This window comes from Sporosarcina sp. ACRSM (assembly GCF_022346545.1).
Classification (GTDB): Bacteria; Bacillota; Bacilli; order Bacillales_A; family Planococcaceae; genus Sporosarcina.
The window spans coordinates 215,704-234,270 of the sequence record NZ_JAKRNU010000001.1 but is presented as its reverse complement, the minus strand read 5'-3'; the positions used below and the strand labels follow the sequence as shown (position 1 = coordinate 234,270).

Here is an 18,567-nt window from a genome sequence, read left to right as displayed (position 1 = left end):
AGAAACTATAGAGAAAAAGGGAGGAAATTGATGATGTTTTGGATTTACTTTGCGGCCATTATCATTTTGCCGATTTACGCCCAATTCAAAGTGAAACGAACTTACAACAAATATTCACAAGTCCGCTCGACATCAGGGATGACCGGTGCGGAAGTTGCTCGTCTTATGCTTGACCAAAATGGTTTGCACAACGTCAAAGTTGTAGAAAGCGAAGGGTTCTTAAGTGATCATTACAATCCGCTTACGAAAATCGTAGCATTATCCTCACATAACTACCATGAAGCTTCCGTAGCAGGAACAGCGGTTGCAGCGCACGAGGTCGGGCACGCAATCCAAGATAAGGAAGCCTACTCTTTTCTTCGTTTTCGCCACCGCTTAGCGCCTGTTGCGAATATTACTTCAAATGCATCATGGATCTTTATCATGATCGGGCTGATTTTCAGTAGCATGAATTCATTGCTCGGCATCGGGATTTTATTGATGGCTGTCGGGGTTCTGTTCCAAGTTGTAACATTGCCGGTCGAGTTCAATGCATCATCTCGTGCTATGGATCAAATCGTTTCTCTCGGCATCATTCGCAATGAAGAAGAAGGACATGCGAAAAAAGTATTAAGTGCAGCAGCGATGACATATGTTGCAGCAACAGCAGTAGCTGTACTTGAGCTCGTTCGTTTGATTTTCATTTTTACAAATAGAGATTAAGGACAGGTTAAATCCGCCCCCAATTTTCAAGGGGCGGATTTTTGCTAAAGTGGATGGCGGGAAGGGCGCCTCTCGTACCGATAAAAAGTGTAGTTTTGGTGGATTTACCGAAGTTACGCTTTTTCATCGTTCGAGCGGTTTTTTTTGTTCGTCCAATGTAAATCCTTCCCCCATCACTTCATGGGCGTCGATGAGGGAGACGAATGCATACGGATCGACCGAGTTAATGATCGATTTTAAGCGCATGATTTCGTTCTTTCCGACGACACAGTAGAGGATTTCACGGTCTGACTTGGTGAAATGGCCATAACCTTTAAAAACGGTGACACCGCGGTCCATTTCGGCCGTTATTTTAGTCGCAATCTCACCCTGTGCTTCTGAGATGATAAAAGCCCCTCTCGCTGCATAGGCGCCTTCTTGTACGAAGTCGATGACGCGTGCTCCTACGAAAAGAGCAACGAGTGTATACATCATCGAACGATGATCCAAGTAGACCGCCCAAGAAACGAGGATGACGAGCGCATCAAATAGAAACATCGTTTTCCCCATGCTCCAACCGATGTATTTATGCCCAAGGCGTGCGATAATATCCGAGCCGCCTGTTGTTCCGCCATATCTGAAGATGATACCGAGTCCAATGCCGATAAAAAGTCCGGCGAACAATGCGACAAGAAACATATCATCTTGCAGATGGATATCGATTTGATTGGCCATGAAGATTTTCAAAAAAATGGATACGGAAACGGTTCCGATCACGGTATAGATGAATACCCTTTTCCCTAAAAGCTTCCAACCGATGATGAACATCGGAATGTTCAGGATTAAGTTCATAATGGCGGGGTCCCAATTGAAAGCGAACAGAAGGATGAGTGTAATCCCGGTAAAACCGCCTTCGGCAAGTTCATTTTGAATATTGAAATGAACAAGTCCAAAGCTGAAAATGGCCGCACCTAAGATGATGAAAATGCTGTTTTTGATTTTAATGCCTTCAAACATTTGTTGCTCCCTTCTGATGAATCGTTTCCACTTATAGAATCATTTATAACTATGATGGAACCCGATACAAGTTCATTTGTTGGTCTTACGATAAAGTCATTATCAGCCATATATTTTATTTTGACAATAGTGTTGTTAATTTATACGATAGGAGAGGGAGTTGACGCTAATGGAAAAACCGAAATCGATGCATGAGTTGCAACAGGAAGTCGATAAGTACATAAATGGTTTTGAAGAAGGATATTTCCCCCCGCTTGAACTCCTAGCCCGTTTGACGGAAGAGCTTGGGGAATTGTCGAGGGAAGTCCAGCATGTGTACGGTATGAAAAAAAAGAAGTCGAGTGAGGCGATCCGTTCACTTGAAGAGGAAACAGGTGATTTGCTTTTCGTACTCGTCTGTTTTGCAAACTCGCAAGGGATCCGTCTAGATCATGCGTTGGATACCGTGTTACAAAAATTCAAAGATAGAGATGCCGATCGGTGGACGAAGAAGGAGGAAACAAAATGACAATAACAGTAGCCATTGCAGGAGCGCGGGGCCGGATGGGAACCGCTGCCGTAAACGCAATTCGTAACGCAGCCAATATGGAGGTCGTTGCCGCCCTTGATTATAAATATGATAATCACTATCTACATAATGGTGAGGTGACGATGGAGCCAAATGGAATCCCGATCTATACATCACTTGAAAGCCTTGTAGCAGATGGGAAACCGGATATCTTATTAGATCTGACAGATCCGGATGCTGTTTTCAATAATACGTACCAAGCGCTCACGATGGGAATCCGTCCGGTGGTAGGAACTTCCGGATTGACAAAACAACAGATTGAGACGTTGAGTGAAATGGCTGCAGAGAGCCGAATTGGAGGAATCATTGCACCGAACTTTTCAATTGGAGCCGTATTGGCGATGAAATTTTCAGCAATGGCGGCCCGTTATTTGCAAGATGTCGAAATCCTTGAAATGCATCACGATAAAAAGGTTGACGCACCATCGGGAACTGCGGTAAAAACAGCGCAAATGATCCAGGAAGTGAGGGAGGCGCATAAGCAAGGCCACCCTGATGAAAAAGAACATTGGGAAGGCGCTAGAGGTGCGGATTTTGAGGGGATGAGGGTCCATAGTATCCGATTGCCTGGATTGCTTGCTCATCAGGAAGTATTGCTTGGTGGCGAAGGCGAGTTGCTGAGCATCCGTCATGATTCATTTGACAGAAAGTCTTTCATGCCGGGCATTTTAATGGCGATCAACAACGTCATTGAACGGGAAAATCTCGTGTATGGGCTTGAAAACATTTTAGATTGATTGAAACGATAATTTATAACCGGAAGGGGTCCTGTGATTGAAAAGATTGAAAGTCGGTGTCATCTGCTACCCCTCACTCGGAGGATCGGGCGTTGTCGCAACTGAACTTGGAAAAATGATGGCGGATAAAGGGCATGAAATGCATTATATTTCTTCTGGCAAGCCATTTCGATTTTTGGACGTTCATCCGAACATTCACTTCCATGAAGTGAAAATTGACGGCTATGCGGTTTTTAAATATCCACCGTTCGATATTGCACTGGCGAATCGGATTGCGCAAGTCATTGAATCAGAGGAATTGGATCTTCTCCATGTCCATTATGCGGTACCGCATGCTGTATCGGCAGCGCTCGGTAAAGATATGGCGAACTCCGATATAGGCATCATTACAACGCTTCATGGAACAGATGTAACGATTCTCGGTCATGATCCAGGATTGCGCAATACAGTTCGCTACGGTATCGAAAAATCAACGATTACAACGGCTGTTTCGGAGTCGCTACGGCAAGAGACGCTGGAGTTGATCGGACCGGAAAAAGAATTGATCACCATCTATAATTTCATCGATGAGAAGAAATACCGTCCAGTCGATCCGGGATCGTTGAAAGAAGACCTTGGTATCGGATTCGATGAGAAAGTCATTGTTCATATTTCCAACTTCAGGAAAGTGAAACGGATTCCAGATATTATTGATAGTTTCTCGTTTGTCAGGAAAGAATTGGATGCCAAGTTGGTACTGGTCGGGGATGGTCCCGAGCGGGTGGATATGGAAGCGCTCGTTGTGGAAAAAAATCTTCAGGACCATGTCATCTTTACCGGGAAGAGGGATGATTTGCCTGAGCTCCTTGCGATCAGTGATGTCATGTTTCACTTGTCGGAAAAGGAAGCCTTCGGATTAGTGTTGCTTGAAGCACTCGCTTGCGGTGTCCCGTGTATTGCGACAGAGATCGGCGGCATTCCGGAAGTGATCGAAGAAGGTGTAAATGGTTTTCTCGTCCCGCTGGGAGCTGTACAACAGGCTGCGGATCGGGCAATCGCATTGTTGAAAGACGAAGCCTTACAGGAAAGCTTCAAGCAACAAGCAAAGGTGACAGCGACGGAAAGATTCCATTCTTCAACCATCGTGAACCAATACGAAAAACTGTATTACGAAGTGGCGATGCGGCGATGAGAGCATTATTTGGAACGGAATCGAGCCGGAAAGTCATTCGGTTGCTTGAAGATGCCGGACATGAAGCAGTTTTTGTCGGTGGAGCAGTACGGGATCATGTGTTGGGCAAACAGGCGTCTGATATCGATATTGCGACATCTGCAGAACCGCAGGAAGTGTTGGCGCTATTTCCACTGACCGTTGATGTCGGAAGTGCGCACGGAACGGTGATCGTGCTGATGGACGGGGAACCTATCGAAGTGACGACGTACAGAACGGAAGGAACATACACAGACCATCGCCGTCCTGACGAAGTGCGTTTCGTGAAATTATTGCGTGATGATCTATTGCGGCGCGATTTTACGATGAACGCTCTTGCCATGACAAAAGAGGGCGAGCTGATCGATTTGTTCGGGGGACAACAGGACCTCGCGGATGGTCTTATACGGGCAGTCGGCAATGCGGCAGAACGCTTTGCAGAAGATGCCCTCAGAATGTTGCGGGCCATCCGTTTTACAGCTGTACTCGGTTTTCGGATTGAAAAGGAGACATTCAAAGCGATCCGGGGAGAAGCGGAGCGGATCCAGCATGTATCCGTGGAACGTGTGAAAGATGAAATGGATAAATTGTTCAAAGGACAATATCCGCTGAAAGCTTTTCAAGCGTTCCAAGATTCAGGGCTAGCGGCCTATATGCCTTTATTCCCGCTGGACATTGAAAAATTGAATCGTTGCGTCCCGTTCCAATCCGTACTGGAAGGATGGGCTGCTTTCATGTTAGCCGGAGATTTTACACCGGCGGAGTTCGTCCGCGCATACAAACTATCCAATTATGAAAAATCGTTTTTAACAGCGGTCCATCAGGCTGTAACCATCCGGACCGCCCGACTGTATTCAATCGATGATTATTACCATTTTAATGAGGATGTATTGGTCACGGCCGAAAAGCTATCCACCATTCAGCGGGGATCGGTGCAGGCATTGACTTCGCAAGAAATTAGTCAGAACAAACAGTCACTGCCTATCCAATCTGCGGCGGAATTAGCCGTCACAGGAAAAGATTTGATCCAATGGACGGGGATGAAAGGCGGGAGATGGACGGGCGAATGGATGGCGAAAATCGAAAAAGCCGTCCTCCACAAAAGGTGTGAAAATGAGCCGAACAAAATAAAGGAATGGTTTAGCCATGAATATAAACGTGAAAACTGAATTGCTTAAAAGGTTATTTGACGCGAATGGGGAGCCGGTATCCGGTCAGGAAATCGCGGATGAATATGGTTTATCGAGAACCGCCATTTGGAAATACGTCAGGGAACTCGAACAGGAAGGATATGAAATTGGAACGATCCGGAAAAAAGGCTATTATCTCATCTCCTCTCCAGATCGTATTAACGCGGCCAATATTCAAAAGCATTTGACAACGAAAAGATACGGTCAACATATCCATTATTATGAAACTTGTCCATCCACCCAGTCCATTGCGCATGAAGCGGAGCAGAACGGTGCGCCGGACGGAACAGTTGTCGTGGCGGAAGAACAGACGGCTGGCAGGGGACGCATGGCGCGTCCGTGGAGCTCTGTAGCGGGGAAAGGGGTTTGGATGAGTCTTATCGTTAGGCCGACATTGACGCCGCAGCAGGCTCCTCAACTGACGCTTGTAGCGGCTGTTGCTGTGACGCGTGCCATTGAAGAATTGACAGGTGTCGTGGCGGATATCAAATGGCCGAATGATATTTTGATCAAAGGCAAAAAAGTGACCGGTATTCTGACAGAATTGCAAGCGGATCCCGATCAAGTGACAGCGGTCATTTTGGGGATTGGCATGAATGTCAACCAAGAACTTGAAGATTTTCCGGAGGAGTTGCAGTCCATCGCCACTTCGCTGAAGCTGATGACCGGTAAAAAGATTGACCGTGCCCGATTGATCGCCAAGATTTTCAGTTATTTGGAACTGTATACCGAGATGTACGAAAAACATGGCTTCGGACCGATCAAGATTTTATGGGAAGGCTATTCCAATACGACAGGGAAACGGATTCGCGCGGTTATGTTGAATGAGACAATTACCGGCACGGCAATCGGCATATCCGATGAGGGCGTTCTTGAGTTGAAATTGGACGATGGAACGGTACGGGGCATTTATTCTGCAGATATTGAATTATCAAAATGAACAGTATACAATGAACTTCCAATTTGTTATAGTAGTTTCGAAGGGCGGTATCGATGCTGAACTGCACCTTAGGTGAGACTGACAATTGCATAGTTCAATAATGATCTGCCTTGATCTACTAACAGACAGGGACGGAGGAAACCAGTGATGATAATCCACCCTTCTGTCCATTTTTGGGCAGGAGGTTTTTTATATTCGGTTTTCTCCCGAGGAAAGGGAGTAAAAGAAGAAATGAAAAGTACACTTGATTTCCTGAAGATGAAAAGGGACGGCGAGAAAATCGCGATGTTGACGGCATACGATTATCCGTCCGCAAAACTGGCGGAAGAAGCGGGGATGGACGTCATTCTAGTCGGCGATTCGCTTGGGATGGTGGTTCTCGGCTATGAGTCAACGGTTTCAGTGACGGTGGATGACATGATTCATCATGGAAAAGCGGTGAAACGTGGGGCGAATGATACCTTTATCGTCGTGGACTTACCATTCGGTTCGTATCATGGTTCTGCAGACCAGACATTGGCTGAAGCGGTTCGTACATTTCAGCAGACAGGCGCACATGCGCTTAAATTAGAAGGTGCTGGCCAAGTCATTGAGAAGATCCGTTTGCTAACTGAAACAGGCATACCGGTTGTTGCGCATCTTGGGCTTTTGCCGCAATCTGCCGGGGTTGTTGGAGGTTACAAAGTGCAAGGGAAGACAGCGACTGCTGCACAGCAACTCATTGACGATGCACGTGCCTGTGAGGAAGCGGGAGCCTTTATGATTGTGGTGGAATGCATTCCTTATCAGCTTGGGGAAGCGGTGTCAGAGGCTGTTTCGATTCCGGTGATCGGTATTGGTGCAGGAGCGGAGACAGATGGACAAGTGCTTGTTTTCCATGACACCGTCAAATATGGCAGCCATCATGTGCCGAAATTCGTCGAGACATTTGCAGATAGCGCTACACTTATCCGTGAAGGATTATGTGCCTATAAATCTGCTGTGAAAAATGGAACTTTCCCGATGGAACGCCACCGTTTTACGATGCAGGAGGAAGAATTGGTATCTTTGTATGGGGGACAGGAAAATGGTCGCTAACACGAGAGAAATGAAGATTGTCCATTCGATCGAGGTGCTTCAGCGCATGCTTAATCGGAATGAGCGGAGTGGACGGACGGTCGGCTTTGTGCCGACAATGGGCTTTTTACATGAAGGCCATTTGGCGCTTGTCGAGCAAGCACGAACACAAAATGACCTCGTTGTGATGAGCATTTTCGTCAATCCGGCACAATTTGGTCCGGGGGAAGATTTTGAAGCGTATCCGCGCGATACGGAACGGGATTCACGGCTTGCGGCGGAAGCGGGTGTCGATATTCTTTTCATGCCGACTGCTGAGGAAATGTACCCGCAAGACGGCGGCATCCGCATTTTGCCTGGACCGCAAGCGACTGCCCTTTGCGGGGCTTCCCGGCCAGGTCATTTTGACGGTGTGCTCAAAGTCATTTTGAAGCTCTTTAATATCGTGGATCCGGATCGCGCTTATTTTGGCATGAAAGATGCACAGCAATTGGCCATTATCGAAACATTTGTCCGAGACTACAACTTGCGGACGGCTATTGTACGAGTCCCCACCGTTCGTGAACCGGATGGCTTGGCGAAAAGCTCGCGCAATGTCAACCTATCTGAAAAAGAAAGAGCGGAAGCCCCAGTCATTCAGCAAGCGCTCAAGAAAGGTGCAGCATTATTCCAGACAGGCGTACCAGCAGAGCGAGTGGAAAAGGAAGTCGCCCGACATATTACGGAACATAGTTCAGGGTGCATCGATTATGTCTCTTTATTGGCGTATCCCGAGTTGACAACAAGCAGTGAAACGAGCCGTGAATGGATCTTGGCTTGTGCTGTGAAATTCGAGAAGACAAGGTTGATTGATAATTCCATTTTCTCTGTAAAGGATGAGTATCATGTTTAGAATGATGATGAATAGCAAGTTACACCGGGCAACTGTGACGGAAGCCGATCTTAATTATGTAGGCAGCATTACGATCGATAGCGATTTGCTGGATGCTGCTGGCATGTTGCCGAATGAAAAAGTGCATGTTGTCAACAATAACAACGGCGCACGCTTTGAAACGTATATTATTGCAGGGGAACGGGGCAGTGGCGTCATTTGTGTGAATGGGGCTGCAGCGCGACTCGTCCAGCGTGGGGATATCGTCATCATCTTGTCTTATGTTTATATGACAGACGAAGAAGCACGCACGCATGAGCCGACAGTTCTCATCATGGATGAGAATAATGGCGTGAAAGAAGTCATCAAAGAAAAACAAGGCATGACTGTTTAAACATGTTCGTACAGAAAAGCCCCTATGGAATCAGGCATCTCGATTCCATAGGGGCTTTTTTGCCGTCTAGACTCCGGACGCCAGACGCTCGAGTCATAAGGCGTCCTACGCTTTTGTTCGTTTTTGAAAGTCCGGATATGATACAATTTGTTAGAGTATGTCAGACAGGAAGTTGGTAATCGTATGAACAATACAACGTATGCGGTCGTCGATTTGGAAACAACCGGTCATTCACCTGCTAAAGGAGACCGGATTATTCAGATCGCGATTGTGTTTATTAAAGAAGGGGAAATCGGGGAGCAATATGTTCGATTTGTGAATCCCGGTCAAAAGATCCCCGCTTTTATCCGACAACTGACAGCCATTTCGGATGATGATGTTGCGGATGCGCCGCGATTTGAAGAAATTGCAGCGGAAGTGGCAAAACTATTGGAAGGAACGGTTTTCGTCGCCCATAATACCGATTTTGACTTGTCCTTCTTGCAGAGTGAGTTTGCGAGGTGTGGTGTGGGCAAATGGTCCGGGAAAAAAATCGATACGGTAGAACTGTCTAAAATCGTCTATCCTTCATCGCCAAGTTATCGATTGCAGGATATTACGGAAGAATTGGGCATTTCATTGGCATCTGCACATCGTGCGGATGACGATGCCAAAGCGACCGCGGAGCTTCTTATCGCCTGCATGAAGAAATTACATACATTACCGAAAGACACGTTAAATCTTCTGCATCGCCGATCATTTCAATTGAAGTCCAATCTATCGACATTGTTCTATGAAGCGTTGAAAAAGGTGCGAACAAAACGTGCCGAAACGGGCTTTGCCTCTTTTCGGGGCATCCCTTATCGCATCATCCCGATACCGAAACCGAATGCTAGTGTCCAGCCGGTGTATCCGAATGATGACGAGGAAAAGATTGCGGTATTGAAAAAATTCAATCCGGCATTTGAACGTAGAGATGCGCAATTCCGTTTTATGGATGCGACTTGGCAAGCCTTGTCTACACAGGCTGAAACAATTGCGGAAGTGCCAACAGGAATCGGTAAAACACTGGCTTATCTTCTACCGGCTTCGGTCCATGCCATCACGACCGGAAAGCCGGTTGTTATCAGCACGTTTACGAACCATCTTGCCGACAAAATCATAGAGGATGAGTTGGACAAAGTGCGTATGATGCTAGGAGCAGACGTGACGGCAACGGCGCTGAAAGGAAGGCAGCAATATATCTCGCTCAATAAATTTGAGGAACTTCTTCGAATAACAGAAGAATCTTATGACGAAACATTTACGATCATGCAAATTCTCGTATGGCTCACCGTAACCGAAACAGGGGATTTGGAAGAACTGAATGTCTCGGGAGGTGGCCAGTTATTTATTGACCGCATCCGTAAACGATCCAACCGGCTTTCAGCGGATGAGCAAGTTGCCGATTTCCATTATCGCCTGCTCGAAAAGTGTCGCCATTCGCATCTGATCATTACAAATCATTCCATGCTTCTATCCGATATGAGCAGGGGGCAAGCAGTTTTCCATTCACTTGGCGGACTCGTTGTCGACGAAGCGCACCAATTCGTCCAAACTGCCGAGCGGATTGATGAAACGGTATTTTCCTACACCAATTGGAAATATGTCATGGGCCAGATTTCTTCCGATGCAAATGGGCAGTTATTGCAACAGGTTTCCGATCTGATCCAGCAATATGGCGTCAATCATTATCACGCGAAAGAGCGATTGGATGCCGCTTATGTGAAGTTCTCGACATTCTTTGATGATGCTGTCGGGCTATTGACAGCCTTTCAGCCGGCAGATAATAAAAACCAGCAAGGCAATCGGATCGTCTATTCGTTGGCGGAAGTGAGCGGAGATCGCCAAATTTTCACGAAAATGCTGGAAGCGATGTCTGTCTATATCGATCAGGCAGCATCCTTTACGAAAGACGTAGCGAATCAAATGGATCATCTGACAGCAAAAGAGCAAGCGGTATTGGCCGAATGGGATTATTGGATCAGAGAATTGAAAATTAAAGCTGGTGAGTGGGTATCCATTTTCATCGAAGATTCTTCTACCCGTTTTTCCGTATGGTTAGAAAAAGATCGGCGGAGCATTCCTGGCAGTTTAACGGTCATTAAACGGGCGCTCGATGGCTCGGCTGCCATCCGTAGCTTTATTGATGGATTAAAGCAAGAACAGACGGGCATTGTGTGGACGTCCGGGACATTGGCGGTTCCGGGAAATGATCGTTTCATTGCCCGACAGCTTGGGATTGCCGACTCCATTCCGTTATTGACGTTCGATGCACCGTGGCACTTTTATCAAGGGGCAGAGATCTTCATCGTTGACAATATGCCCGATATTCAAGAAGTCGCCCAATCGGATTATATCGAAGCGGTTGCGGATGCTGTTGTGCAGACGGTCATGGCAACAGGCGGTCGATTATTCGTCCTCTTCACCTCGCAAGATATGTTGCGCAAAACGTTTGAGTTGATCACGGAAAGTGAACAGTTGGAAGACTATGCCTTAATTGCCCAAGGCATCAGCTCAGGCAGCCGTGTGAAACTGTTGAAATCGTTTCGGCAGTTGCCGAATGCGGTGCTTTTTGGAACGAATAGCTTTTGGGAAGGAGTCGATGTACCGGGGGAAGCCTTGACTGCAGTCATTGCTGTGAGACTCCCGTTCTCATCGCCCGACGAACCGATCTTTAAAACGAAAGCGGCACAAATGACCGCTTTAGGCAGGAATCCATTTACAGAGTATGCGCTGCCTGAAGCGATGATGCGCTTGCGGCAGGGCTTTGGTAGGCTGATCCGTTCATCGGATGATAAAGGATTTTTCATCATTCTGGATAGACGGATTGAAACGAAGTCATATGGACGCCGTTTTTTAGAAGCGTTGCCGGATGTTCCCGTAAAAAAAGTGTCACTCGAACATATGGTGAATGTACTTGAAAATTGTTATAATGAGTAAGTGTCTAAGGAAAGAATCAACCAGATTCGGATTTGAGAATTAGTTTAGGACGTATGGGACGTGAAACACAATGCTGAACTGGATTAAATTCATCGTCGTCTTTCTGTTGACATTGACTACGGTAATTACCGTCATCGTGCTTTATAATGCCAATCAACCGATTTCTGCCGCTAAAAAAGCGGCAATCGAAGCCGCACTTGCATCCGGGCAACTGGTCTCCGCGAGTTCCGCCGAAATCTTTAATGGCACCACTTCGTTTGTGACCGTTTATGGAAAAGGGGAGGACGGGGTTGAAAAGGCCGTTTTCGTAGGCGGGAATTCGGAGGACGGTTTTCCGGAAGTGACGATGGCAGATGGCATTTCGGCAGAACAAGCTGTGGAAAACGTCAAACAAGAATTGAATGTGAAAACGATCCATCATGTAGCACTCGGAATGGAAGAAAAAGGTCCCGTTTGGGAAGTCACATTCAAAGGTGATAATGGAAAATTGAATTACGTCTATGTTTTTTTCGAAGACGGACAATGGTGGAAACGAATTTTGAACCTATGAAGGGGCGATTTGAGTTGACAAAACGATTAGCGGCTAGGGTGAGTACTTTATCACCCTCTACAACATTGGCAATTACAGCAAAAGCAAAGGAAATGAAAGAATCAGGAATCGATGTAATCGGGCTTGGCGCAGGAGAGCCGGATTACAATACACCTGAAAATATTTTAGAAGCAGCTTATGCATCCATGAAGGAAGGCAAGACGAAGTATACACCTTCCGGCGGTTTGCCTGCTTTGAAAGACGCCGTTATTCAAAAGTTGGAGAAAGACCAGGGATTGCTCTATTCCAGAAAAGAAATCATGATTGGCATCGGAGCTAAACATGTCTTATATACATTGTTCCAGGTCATACTGGATCCGGGCGATGAAGTGATCATCCCGACCCCTTATTGGGTCAGCTATCCGGAGCAGGTGAAATTGGCGGGGGGCGTACCTGTCCACGTCGAAGGGACTGCGGCAGCACAATTCAAAGTGACAGCCGAACAGATTCGGGAAGCCATCACTGAGAAAACGAAAGCTGTCATTATCAATTCACCGGGCAATCCGACAGGGATGGTCTATTCCAAAGAGGAATTGCAGCAAATCGCTGCTGTCTGCCAGGAAAAAGATATTTGGATCATCTCGGATGAAATCTATGAGAAGCTTCTCTATGGCGGGGCACAGCATGTGTCGATCGCACAGCTCTCAGAAGATGCGAAACAACGGACACTGATTATCAATGGCGTCTCCAAATCACATTCAATGACGGGCTGGAGGATCGGCTATATTGCTGGCGATGCAGAAGTTGTCAGCGCGATGACGGACCTTGCCAGCCATTCGACTTCCAATCCGACGACAACATCCCAGTACGCAGCTCTCGAGGCATATAATGGGCCTCAAGATGCTGTAGAAATGATGCGGCAGGCTTTTGAATCACGTTTAGAGCAGATTTACCCGAAACTATCAGCCATTCCAGGTTTCAAGGTGATTAAACCACAAGGTGCGTTCTATCTCCTGCCTGAAGTATCGGATGCTGTTGCGAAAACGGGCTTTGCAAATGTGGATGACTTCGCTGCTGCATTGCTGACGGAAGCGAAAGTCGCTGTCATTCCGGGATCCGGTTTCGGCTCACCGGATACAATTCGCTTATCATATGCAACTTCAATTGAACTGTTAGAAGAGGCTGTTCAACGGATCCACACGTTTGTTGAAAAGAACTGGAAAGAATGATATAAACTTCAATACCTTATAGAGAAGAGAGGAGTTCGGGCATGCAACACGAAGAACGGCTCCGAATTTGGATTGAGCAGGGAAATGTTAACATTTCCCAGCTTTTTTTTCACCATTATAAAAAATTGGGCATCCAAGATATAGATGCCATGCTGATCATGCATATGACTGCATTTCAATCAGGAGGCATCCAATTTCCGACACCGACGGATTTTTCCGATCGGATGAATTTAACGGAAAACGAAGTGTCCATGATTTTGCAACGACTTATGCAGCGAGGTTTTCTACAGATTGTGCAAAGCAAGGATCCCCAAGGTGTCTTAGTGGAGATTTTTTCATTACAGCCTTTATGGGATCGGTTGGTCGATCAACTAGCGCTTCAAGCAAACGAATCGGAAGAGGAAAATCAGAAGAAGGCGGAAGGTGAAATTTACGCCTTATTCGAGCAAGAATTTGGACGTTTCCTATCGCCGATGGAATGTGAATCGATCGCGATGTGGCTGGATGAGGATGGCCATTCGGTCGAAATCATCAGAGCGGCCTTGAAAGAAGCGGTCATTGCGCAGAAGCTGAGTCTTCGCTATATCGACCGCATCTTATTTGAATGGAAAAAGAAAAACGTCAAAACATTAGCGGACGTTGAACGGCAAACAAAGTCTTTCAGGACGATAGGTCCACGTCCGGATCAGCCACAACAGAGAACGGTATCCGTGAAACGGGTGCCCTTTTATAATTGGTTGGAAGAACGGGATTAGGGGGAGGAAATTGCTTACAAAGAAACAATGGCAAGAATGCTTGGAGCAATTCGGGAACATGTTTCCCGATGCACATTGCGAGCTCGTGCATGACAATCCATTCGAACTGCTCATTGCGACATTACTTTCTGCGCAATGTACGGATGTCCTTGTCAATCGGGTGACCGCAGATTTGTTTAAGAAATATAAAACGCCGGAGGATTATCTGGCGGTGGATATTGAAGAATTGCAGACCGATATCCGTTCCATCGGCTTGTACCGCAATAAGGCGAAAAACATCCAAGCGTTAAGCCGGATGCTCATCGAAAACTTTGGCGGGGAAGTGCCTGCCGATCGTGATGTGATGACGACCTTGCCGGGTGTCGGTCGGAAAACGGCGAATGTCGTCGTGTCGAATGCATTCGGCATACCGGCGATGGCGGTCGATACACATGTGGAGCGTGTAGCCAAACGATTGGGTATGAACCGATGGAAAGACAGTCCGCTTGCGGTCGAGGAAAAGATCATGCGTTGGACGCCAAAGGAAAAGTGGACGGATACCCATCACCAAATCATTTTTTTCGGAAGATATCATTGTAAAGCGCAAAATCCGGGATGTGACGTCTGTCCGCTCTTGCCGCTTTGCAGGGAAGGGAAGAAGAGGATGAAAGCGATATGATCAGTGAAATGAAACCGATCGACAAGGAATTGTTCAGCCCCTATTTTGAAAAGTGGGAGGCAAACCGGGAAACGATCGAGCTGTTTTACACGCAAAAAGATCGTCAAGCACTTGAAATGATGGAAGAGGCCATTTTGGCATTTGACGAATTATTGGAACACGGCGGGAAGCTGTTGGACGAGCAAAAAGGGAAGTGGGTTTATACGCTTGAGCCACTGAATGGTGAGGAGCGCCTCGCATTCGTAAAAGCTAAAATTTCCAGCCATTATGCATTTGTCCAATTGGATGCACTATATACGGAAACAAAAAAGAAAGTCGCCCGCTTGTCGATTATGAAAAAATGAAGAAAAAAGCAGCACCTTGGTGATCCGAGGTGCTGCTTTTTTTATCAATTTAAGGAGTACCATCTTCGCTGGAATTTCCTTCTTGGCCATCAGGAGTGGTATTGGTGCCTGAATCTGTCCCTCCGCTATTCGATGAATTGTCATCTGGATTGTTTTCATCGTTATTTCCGTTGCCGTCGTTTCTGTTATTCCAGTTGCCATTGTTCCAATTATTGTTTTTTCCTTCGTTCCAGTTGTTTGGGTTATTCCAATTGCTGTCGTTACCGTTATTGCCGTTGTTCTCATTACCCCAATTGCCATTATTCCACTCGTTATCAGGATTTTCGGAACCATCATCGAATTCCTCACCTGGTATTTCCTCAGTGGTATTGTCAATTTGGAGTGTCGCGCTGGCTGGTCCGCTTTCTAATTCACCGAGTTTCGCGACGACGGAGAATACATAGGTCCGGCCCGGCTCGGCGCCTGAGAACGTAACAGACATGTCTTTCGTCTTGGTCATTTCTTGCATGTCGCCACCATCGACACCTACGAAGACCGTAAATTCAACTTCACCCGTAATCGCTTCTGAAACAGGTGCATGATGTGTCCAGTTCAGGGAGACGGAATTCGTCTCTGGATCGTATTGAGCCGATAAATTACTTGGATCTTCAAGTTCAATGATCTCTTCTTTCGCCATTTCCGTCGGTACCGTACCGCGTACGAATAATTCGGTCCGTTTCATGCTGGCCGGCGTCGTAGGGCTGGCGAGGAGGAGCGGGTTCGATCCGTACTCGATCGTCGCTTCTTCCACCGAACCAGGTTTCTTGAAGCGTGCCGTCTCTTTCCCGGCAGAAATTTCGCTCATGACCATCCGGAACAAGTTTTGAGGAACATAGCGACCTCGGTCATACGTTGTGATCGGTGTTGTATATTTTGCATAACCGCCCCATACTGCAATCGTGTAATTGGTCGTATAGCCTGTAAACCAAGAGTCGGGGACGTCTGTATTTTTCATGTTGTGTTTTTGCTTAATATCATTCGGATAGTTGGTCGTACCTGTTTTTCCGGCGATATCAAGACCGGAAATATTCGCCTTTGTACCTGTTCCCGAAGTGAGTACGTCACGTAAAATGTCGGTAATCATATAAGCAGTCGAATCTTTCATGACAATTTCAGGGTTAGGTGCCATATTCCGTTCTGTTTTGCCATCCCGGAACGTGATTTTTTTAATGGCATGCGGTTTCGTATAAATACCGCCATTGCCAAATGCTGCAAAGGCTCCCGCCATTTGGACAGTTGAAAAGTCATTTCCGCCGCCACCTAGCGCATCGGAAGAATACAATTTGTCATAAGGAAGACCAAGGTTTCTTGCAAAATCGCCGGCTTTTTGTGTGCCCACTTCTTCAAAAACTTTGACAGCCGGGATATTCCGCGATTTGTATAAGGCTTCACGAATCGTCATCGTACCTTGATATTTGCCATCGACATTGCGGATCGCCTGATTGGTCCCTTTGTAGTTATACGGTTCATCGACAATCGTATTCCCCGTTGACCAACTGAGATTTTCAATCGCGGGGCCGTAAGCGAGTATCGGTTTGATCGTAGAGCCGGGCTGGCGTTTCTGGTCGGATGCAAAGTTCCAATCGAGGCCGGAATAATTGCGTCCGCCACCGACCGCCACGATGGCGCCCGTTTTTGTATCGACGACGGTCATGCCGGCTTGCATTTCGTCCGATTCATAAAGTTCGGATGTATTGATCGCTTTTTCAACAGCCTGTTGTGCAGAAGGATCCAATGCCGTCTGGATTTTCACTCCTTCGGCCAAGAGATGGCTCATGCCCGCTTCTTCCAATTCAGCCAGGACGAGGTCGACGTAGGCTGGATATTTCGTGGTGGCCACTTGTCTTTGGTCTTCCGGGAGCAACGTAGCAGTGACCGGAATCGCCTTAGCCGCTTCCATTTCCGCTTTTGTGATTTTTTTATGCTGATACATCAGACTGAGTACGATATTGCGTCGTTTCTCGGCACGTTCCGGATTTTTCGTCGGGTTGTAGCCGTTCGGACTTTGAGGAATGCCGGCTAACATCGCCATTTCATGCAATTCCAGTTCGTTTAAATTTTTCCCGTAATAAAATTCAGCTGCAGTTCCGAATCCGTAATTATTGCCACCCATGAGAATCTTGTTGAAGTACATTTCAAAGATCTCCTCTTTGTCATACTTCCGTTCCAGTTGGAAGGCGAGCCACGCTTCTTGCGCTTTCCGTTTCAATGTTTTTTCATCTGTCAGGAATGAGTTTTTGATCACTTGTTGGGTAAGGGTACTTGCCCCTTGTGAACCGAAACCACCTCTGAAATTCGCAATGACGGCGCCGCCCAATCGCCAGAAGTCCATGCCGTGATGGGAGTAGAAGCGGACGTCTTCCGTCGCTAAAATCGCATCTTGCATCTCTTGCGGAATATCGGCGTATGGAACAAACTTCCGTTTTTCAGCACCCGATTTCATGAAGACATTGCCGTGGATATCGAGCAATTCGGATGACAATGGATCTTTTAATAGTTCTTCGTCCAGTTTCGGTGCTGAACTTGCATAGTATGCAAATAAGCCGAAACCGCCTAACAGTCCCGCTAAGCCTATCACAAAGATCGCCAAGATTATTTTTTTGAATAACCCTTTTGGACGTTTCGGCTTTTTGCCTTTCTTTTTCGAGCGCTCAGCTTCCAGTGCTTTACGTCGAGCCGATCTTGAATGTATATGTTCACTCATAGTTCTTCCTGCCCTTCAATTGTTTCTTCGGAGTCCGCCATTAAGGTGGACACCGCTTGTAAATAATCGATTCGCGGATTAAATCCTGGCGCGATTTCAATGCCGACTTTCTCAAATTCGGCAAGGGTGATCGATTTCCTTCCACCCATCTCCATTCTTTCCCAGAAGCGCTCAAAACGATCATAAGGGACGATGAAATAGCGATCGAGCAGTGTAAATTTGATGATAAAAAAAGCAAGTCCACCTTGCTTCCAAACGCTTTTCATATGATCGACCTGATGCGCATGAATATTTTGTAGCGGAAAGGAAGTGGAGCTTTTCGTTTCTTTCGCTTCGAAATCGATGTATTTCCCATTCCAGACGCCGTTGAAATCGGTAGTGGAGGGTGTCCGGAAATAAGCTTCCGTTATTACGGCGGCACTTCTTGCCGGGTAATTGACATTCACCACTTGGATCGGGACGGGTTTTTTATGGATGACAGCGATGCCGCGGCTCAAATAAAATTCATTGGACTCATTCAATTCTTCTTCCAAAGCCATTCCGCGATTACTAAAAGAGAAATCCGTCTTCCGTTGGACAGTCGACTGCTGAACAGGCACATATTTCTTCCCGTTCGGATAGCGTATCGTCATCATTACCACCTCGCATCTCACTATCATACCACATGATTTAGACGGATTAACCCGCAGAAAGTTGCAATCTGGT

Annotated in this window: 18 protein-coding genes; 15 read left to right on the top strand and 3 right to left on the bottom strand. The window is 46.6% G+C overall.

What is annotated here, in order from left to right:
• Positions 1-30 precede the first annotated feature (30 nt).
• Entirely contained in the window at positions 31-702 is a 672-nt protein-coding gene (locus MHZ95_RS01090) for a zinc metallopeptidase (protein WP_239388592.1), read from the top strand.
• A 123-nt stretch (positions 703-825) separates the two neighbouring features.
• Here MHZ95_RS01090 and MHZ95_RS01085 read toward each other — a convergent pair whose 3' ends face one another.
• Positions 826-1,698, bottom strand: a complete 873-nt coding sequence (locus MHZ95_RS01085; protein ID WP_239388590.1) for a YitT family protein — start codon at positions 1,696-1,698, stop codon at positions 826-828.
• Between the two features lie 169 nt (positions 1,699-1,867).
• Between MHZ95_RS01085 and MHZ95_RS01080 the strand changes: the two genes are divergently transcribed.
• The 14 genes from MHZ95_RS01080 to MHZ95_RS01015 all read left to right on the top strand — a co-directional run bounded on the left by MHZ95_RS01080 (position 1,868) and on the right by MHZ95_RS01015 (position 15,119).
• A complete protein-coding gene (locus MHZ95_RS01080) occupies positions 1,868-2,206 on the top strand; it encodes a nucleotide pyrophosphohydrolase (protein WP_239388589.1) in 339 nt (112 codons plus the stop codon).
• Positions 2,203-3,003 (top strand): 4-hydroxy-tetrahydrodipicolinate reductase, encoded by an 801-nt coding sequence (gene dapB / locus MHZ95_RS01075; protein WP_239388587.1) that lies wholly within the window; start codon positions 2,203-2,205, stop codon positions 3,001-3,003. Before MHZ95_RS01080 ends, dapB begins: the two co-directional genes overlap by 4 nt.
• Before the next feature lie 37 nt (positions 3,004-3,040).
• The gene (gene bshA / locus MHZ95_RS01070) at positions 3,041-4,174 is read left to right on the top strand and encodes an N-acetyl-alpha-D-glucosaminyl L-malate synthase BshA (RefSeq protein WP_239388586.1); all 1,134 of its coding nucleotides are present in this window, start codon (positions 3,041-3,043) and stop codon (positions 4,172-4,174) included.
• On the top strand, positions 4,171-5,361 hold the full coding sequence (locus MHZ95_RS01065) for a CCA tRNA nucleotidyltransferase (protein WP_239388584.1): 1,191 nt from the start codon (positions 4,171-4,173) through the stop codon (positions 5,359-5,361). The genes bshA and MHZ95_RS01065 overlap by 4 nt, the downstream gene beginning before the upstream one ends.
• A complete protein-coding gene (locus MHZ95_RS01060; protein ID WP_239388582.1) occupies positions 5,339-6,322 on the top strand; it encodes a biotin--[acetyl-CoA-carboxylase] ligase in 984 nt (327 codons plus the stop codon). The genes MHZ95_RS01065 and MHZ95_RS01060 overlap by 23 nt, the downstream gene beginning before the upstream one ends.
• A gap of 231 nt (positions 6,323-6,553) precedes the next feature.
• Positions 6,554-7,399 carry a 3-methyl-2-oxobutanoate hydroxymethyltransferase gene (gene panB / locus MHZ95_RS01055; protein WP_239388580.1) on the top strand — a complete coding sequence of 282 codons (846 nt, stop codon included), beginning with the start codon at positions 6,554-6,556 and terminating at the stop codon, positions 7,397-7,399.
• Positions 7,389-8,270 carry a pantoate--beta-alanine ligase gene (gene panC, locus MHZ95_RS01050; protein WP_370642865.1) on the top strand — a complete coding sequence of 294 codons (882 nt, stop codon included), beginning with the start codon at positions 7,389-7,391 and terminating at the stop codon, positions 8,268-8,270. Before panB ends, panC begins: the two co-directional genes overlap by 11 nt.
• The gene (panD, locus tag MHZ95_RS01045; RefSeq protein ID WP_239388578.1) at positions 8,263-8,643 is read left to right on the top strand and encodes an aspartate 1-decarboxylase; all 381 of its coding nucleotides are present in this window, start codon (positions 8,263-8,265) and stop codon (positions 8,641-8,643) included. The genes panC and panD overlap by 8 nt, the downstream gene beginning before the upstream one ends.
• A gap of 183 nt (positions 8,644-8,826) precedes the next feature.
• Entirely contained in the window at positions 8,827-11,604 is a 2,778-nt protein-coding gene (dinG, locus tag MHZ95_RS01040; RefSeq protein WP_239388576.1) for an ATP-dependent DNA helicase DinG, read from the top strand.
• Between the two features lie 70 nt (positions 11,605-11,674).
• A complete protein-coding gene (locus MHZ95_RS01035) occupies positions 11,675-12,154 on the top strand; it encodes a cell wall elongation regulator TseB-like domain-containing protein (protein ID WP_239388574.1) in 480 nt (159 codons plus the stop codon).
• Positions 12,151-13,362, top strand: a complete 1,212-nt coding sequence (locus MHZ95_RS01030; RefSeq protein WP_239389162.1) for a pyridoxal phosphate-dependent aminotransferase — start codon at positions 12,151-12,153, stop codon at positions 13,360-13,362. The genes MHZ95_RS01035 and MHZ95_RS01030 overlap by 4 nt, the downstream gene beginning before the upstream one ends.
• 41 nt (positions 13,363-13,403) lie before the next feature.
• On the top strand, positions 13,404-14,117 hold the full coding sequence (locus MHZ95_RS01025; protein ID WP_239388572.1) for a DnaD domain-containing protein: 714 nt from the start codon (positions 13,404-13,406) through the stop codon (positions 14,115-14,117).
• Between the two features lie 10 nt (positions 14,118-14,127).
• Positions 14,128-14,775, top strand: a complete 648-nt coding sequence (gene nth / locus MHZ95_RS01020) for an endonuclease III (protein ID WP_239388570.1) — start codon at positions 14,128-14,130, stop codon at positions 14,773-14,775.
• The gene (locus tag MHZ95_RS01015; protein WP_239388568.1) at positions 14,772-15,119 is read left to right on the top strand and encodes a YpoC family protein; all 348 of its coding nucleotides are present in this window, start codon (positions 14,772-14,774) and stop codon (positions 15,117-15,119) included. Before nth ends, MHZ95_RS01015 begins: the two co-directional genes overlap by 4 nt.
• Positions 15,120-15,168: 49 nt before the next feature.
• Here the strand turns inward: MHZ95_RS01015 and MHZ95_RS01010 are convergent, their stop codons facing one another.
• Positions 15,169-17,862, bottom strand: a complete 2,694-nt coding sequence (locus MHZ95_RS01010) for a penicillin-binding protein 1A (RefSeq protein ID WP_239388566.1) — start codon at positions 17,860-17,862, stop codon at positions 15,169-15,171.
• Positions 17,859-18,494 carry a Holliday junction resolvase RecU gene (gene recU / locus MHZ95_RS01005; protein ID WP_239388564.1) on the bottom strand — a complete coding sequence of 212 codons (636 nt, stop codon included), beginning with the start codon at positions 18,492-18,494 and terminating at the stop codon, positions 17,859-17,861. Before recU ends, MHZ95_RS01010 begins: the two co-directional genes overlap by 4 nt.
• Positions 18,495-18,567: the final 73 nt, after the last annotated feature.

What these genes read in the sequence shown, in the direction of transcription:
- MHZ95_RS01090 (WP_239388592.1), top strand. Translation starts at nt 31, where the DNA reads ATGATGTTTTGGATTTACTTTGCGGCCATTATCATTTTGCCGATTTAC.
- MHZ95_RS01085 (WP_239388590.1), bottom strand. Translation starts at nt 1,698, where the DNA reads ATGTTTGAAGGCATTAAAATCAAAAACAGCATTTTCATCATCTTAGGT.
- MHZ95_RS01080 (WP_239388589.1), top strand. Translation starts at nt 1,868, where the DNA reads ATGGAAAAACCGAAATCGATGCATGAGTTGCAACAGGAAGTCGATAAG.
- dapB (WP_239388587.1), top strand. Translation starts at nt 2,203, where the DNA reads ATGACAATAACAGTAGCCATTGCAGGAGCGCGGGGCCGGATGGGAACC.
- MHZ95_RS01065 (WP_239388584.1), top strand. Translation starts at nt 4,171, where the DNA reads ATGAGAGCATTATTTGGAACGGAATCGAGCCGGAAAGTCATTCGGTTG.
- MHZ95_RS01060 (WP_239388582.1), top strand. Translation starts at nt 5,339, where the DNA reads ATGAATATAAACGTGAAAACTGAATTGCTTAAAAGGTTATTTGACGCG.
- panB (WP_239388580.1), top strand. Translation starts at nt 6,554, where the DNA reads ATGAAAAGTACACTTGATTTCCTGAAGATGAAAAGGGACGGCGAGAAA.
- panC (WP_370642865.1), top strand. Translation starts at nt 7,389, where the DNA reads ATGGTCGCTAACACGAGAGAAATGAAGATTGTCCATTCGATCGAGGTG.
- panD (WP_239388578.1), top strand. Translation starts at nt 8,263, where the DNA reads ATGTTTAGAATGATGATGAATAGCAAGTTACACCGGGCAACTGTGACG.
- dinG (WP_239388576.1), top strand. Translation starts at nt 8,827, where the DNA reads ATGAACAATACAACGTATGCGGTCGTCGATTTGGAAACAACCGGTCAT.
- MHZ95_RS01035 (WP_239388574.1), top strand. Translation starts at nt 11,675, where the DNA reads ATGCTGAACTGGATTAAATTCATCGTCGTCTTTCTGTTGACATTGACT.
- MHZ95_RS01030 (WP_239389162.1), top strand. Translation starts at nt 12,151, where the DNA reads ATGAAGGGGCGATTTGAGTTGACAAAACGATTAGCGGCTAGGGTGAGT.
- MHZ95_RS01025 (WP_239388572.1), top strand. Translation starts at nt 13,404, where the DNA reads ATGCAACACGAAGAACGGCTCCGAATTTGGATTGAGCAGGGAAATGTT.
- MHZ95_RS01015 (WP_239388568.1), top strand. Translation starts at nt 14,772, where the DNA reads ATGATCAGTGAAATGAAACCGATCGACAAGGAATTGTTCAGCCCCTAT.
- MHZ95_RS01010 (WP_239388566.1), bottom strand. Translation starts at nt 17,862, where the DNA reads ATGAGTGAACATATACATTCAAGATCGGCTCGACGTAAAGCACTGGAA.
- recU (WP_239388564.1), bottom strand. Translation starts at nt 18,494, where the DNA reads ATGACGATACGCTATCCGAACGGGAAGAAATATGTGCCTGTTCAGCAG.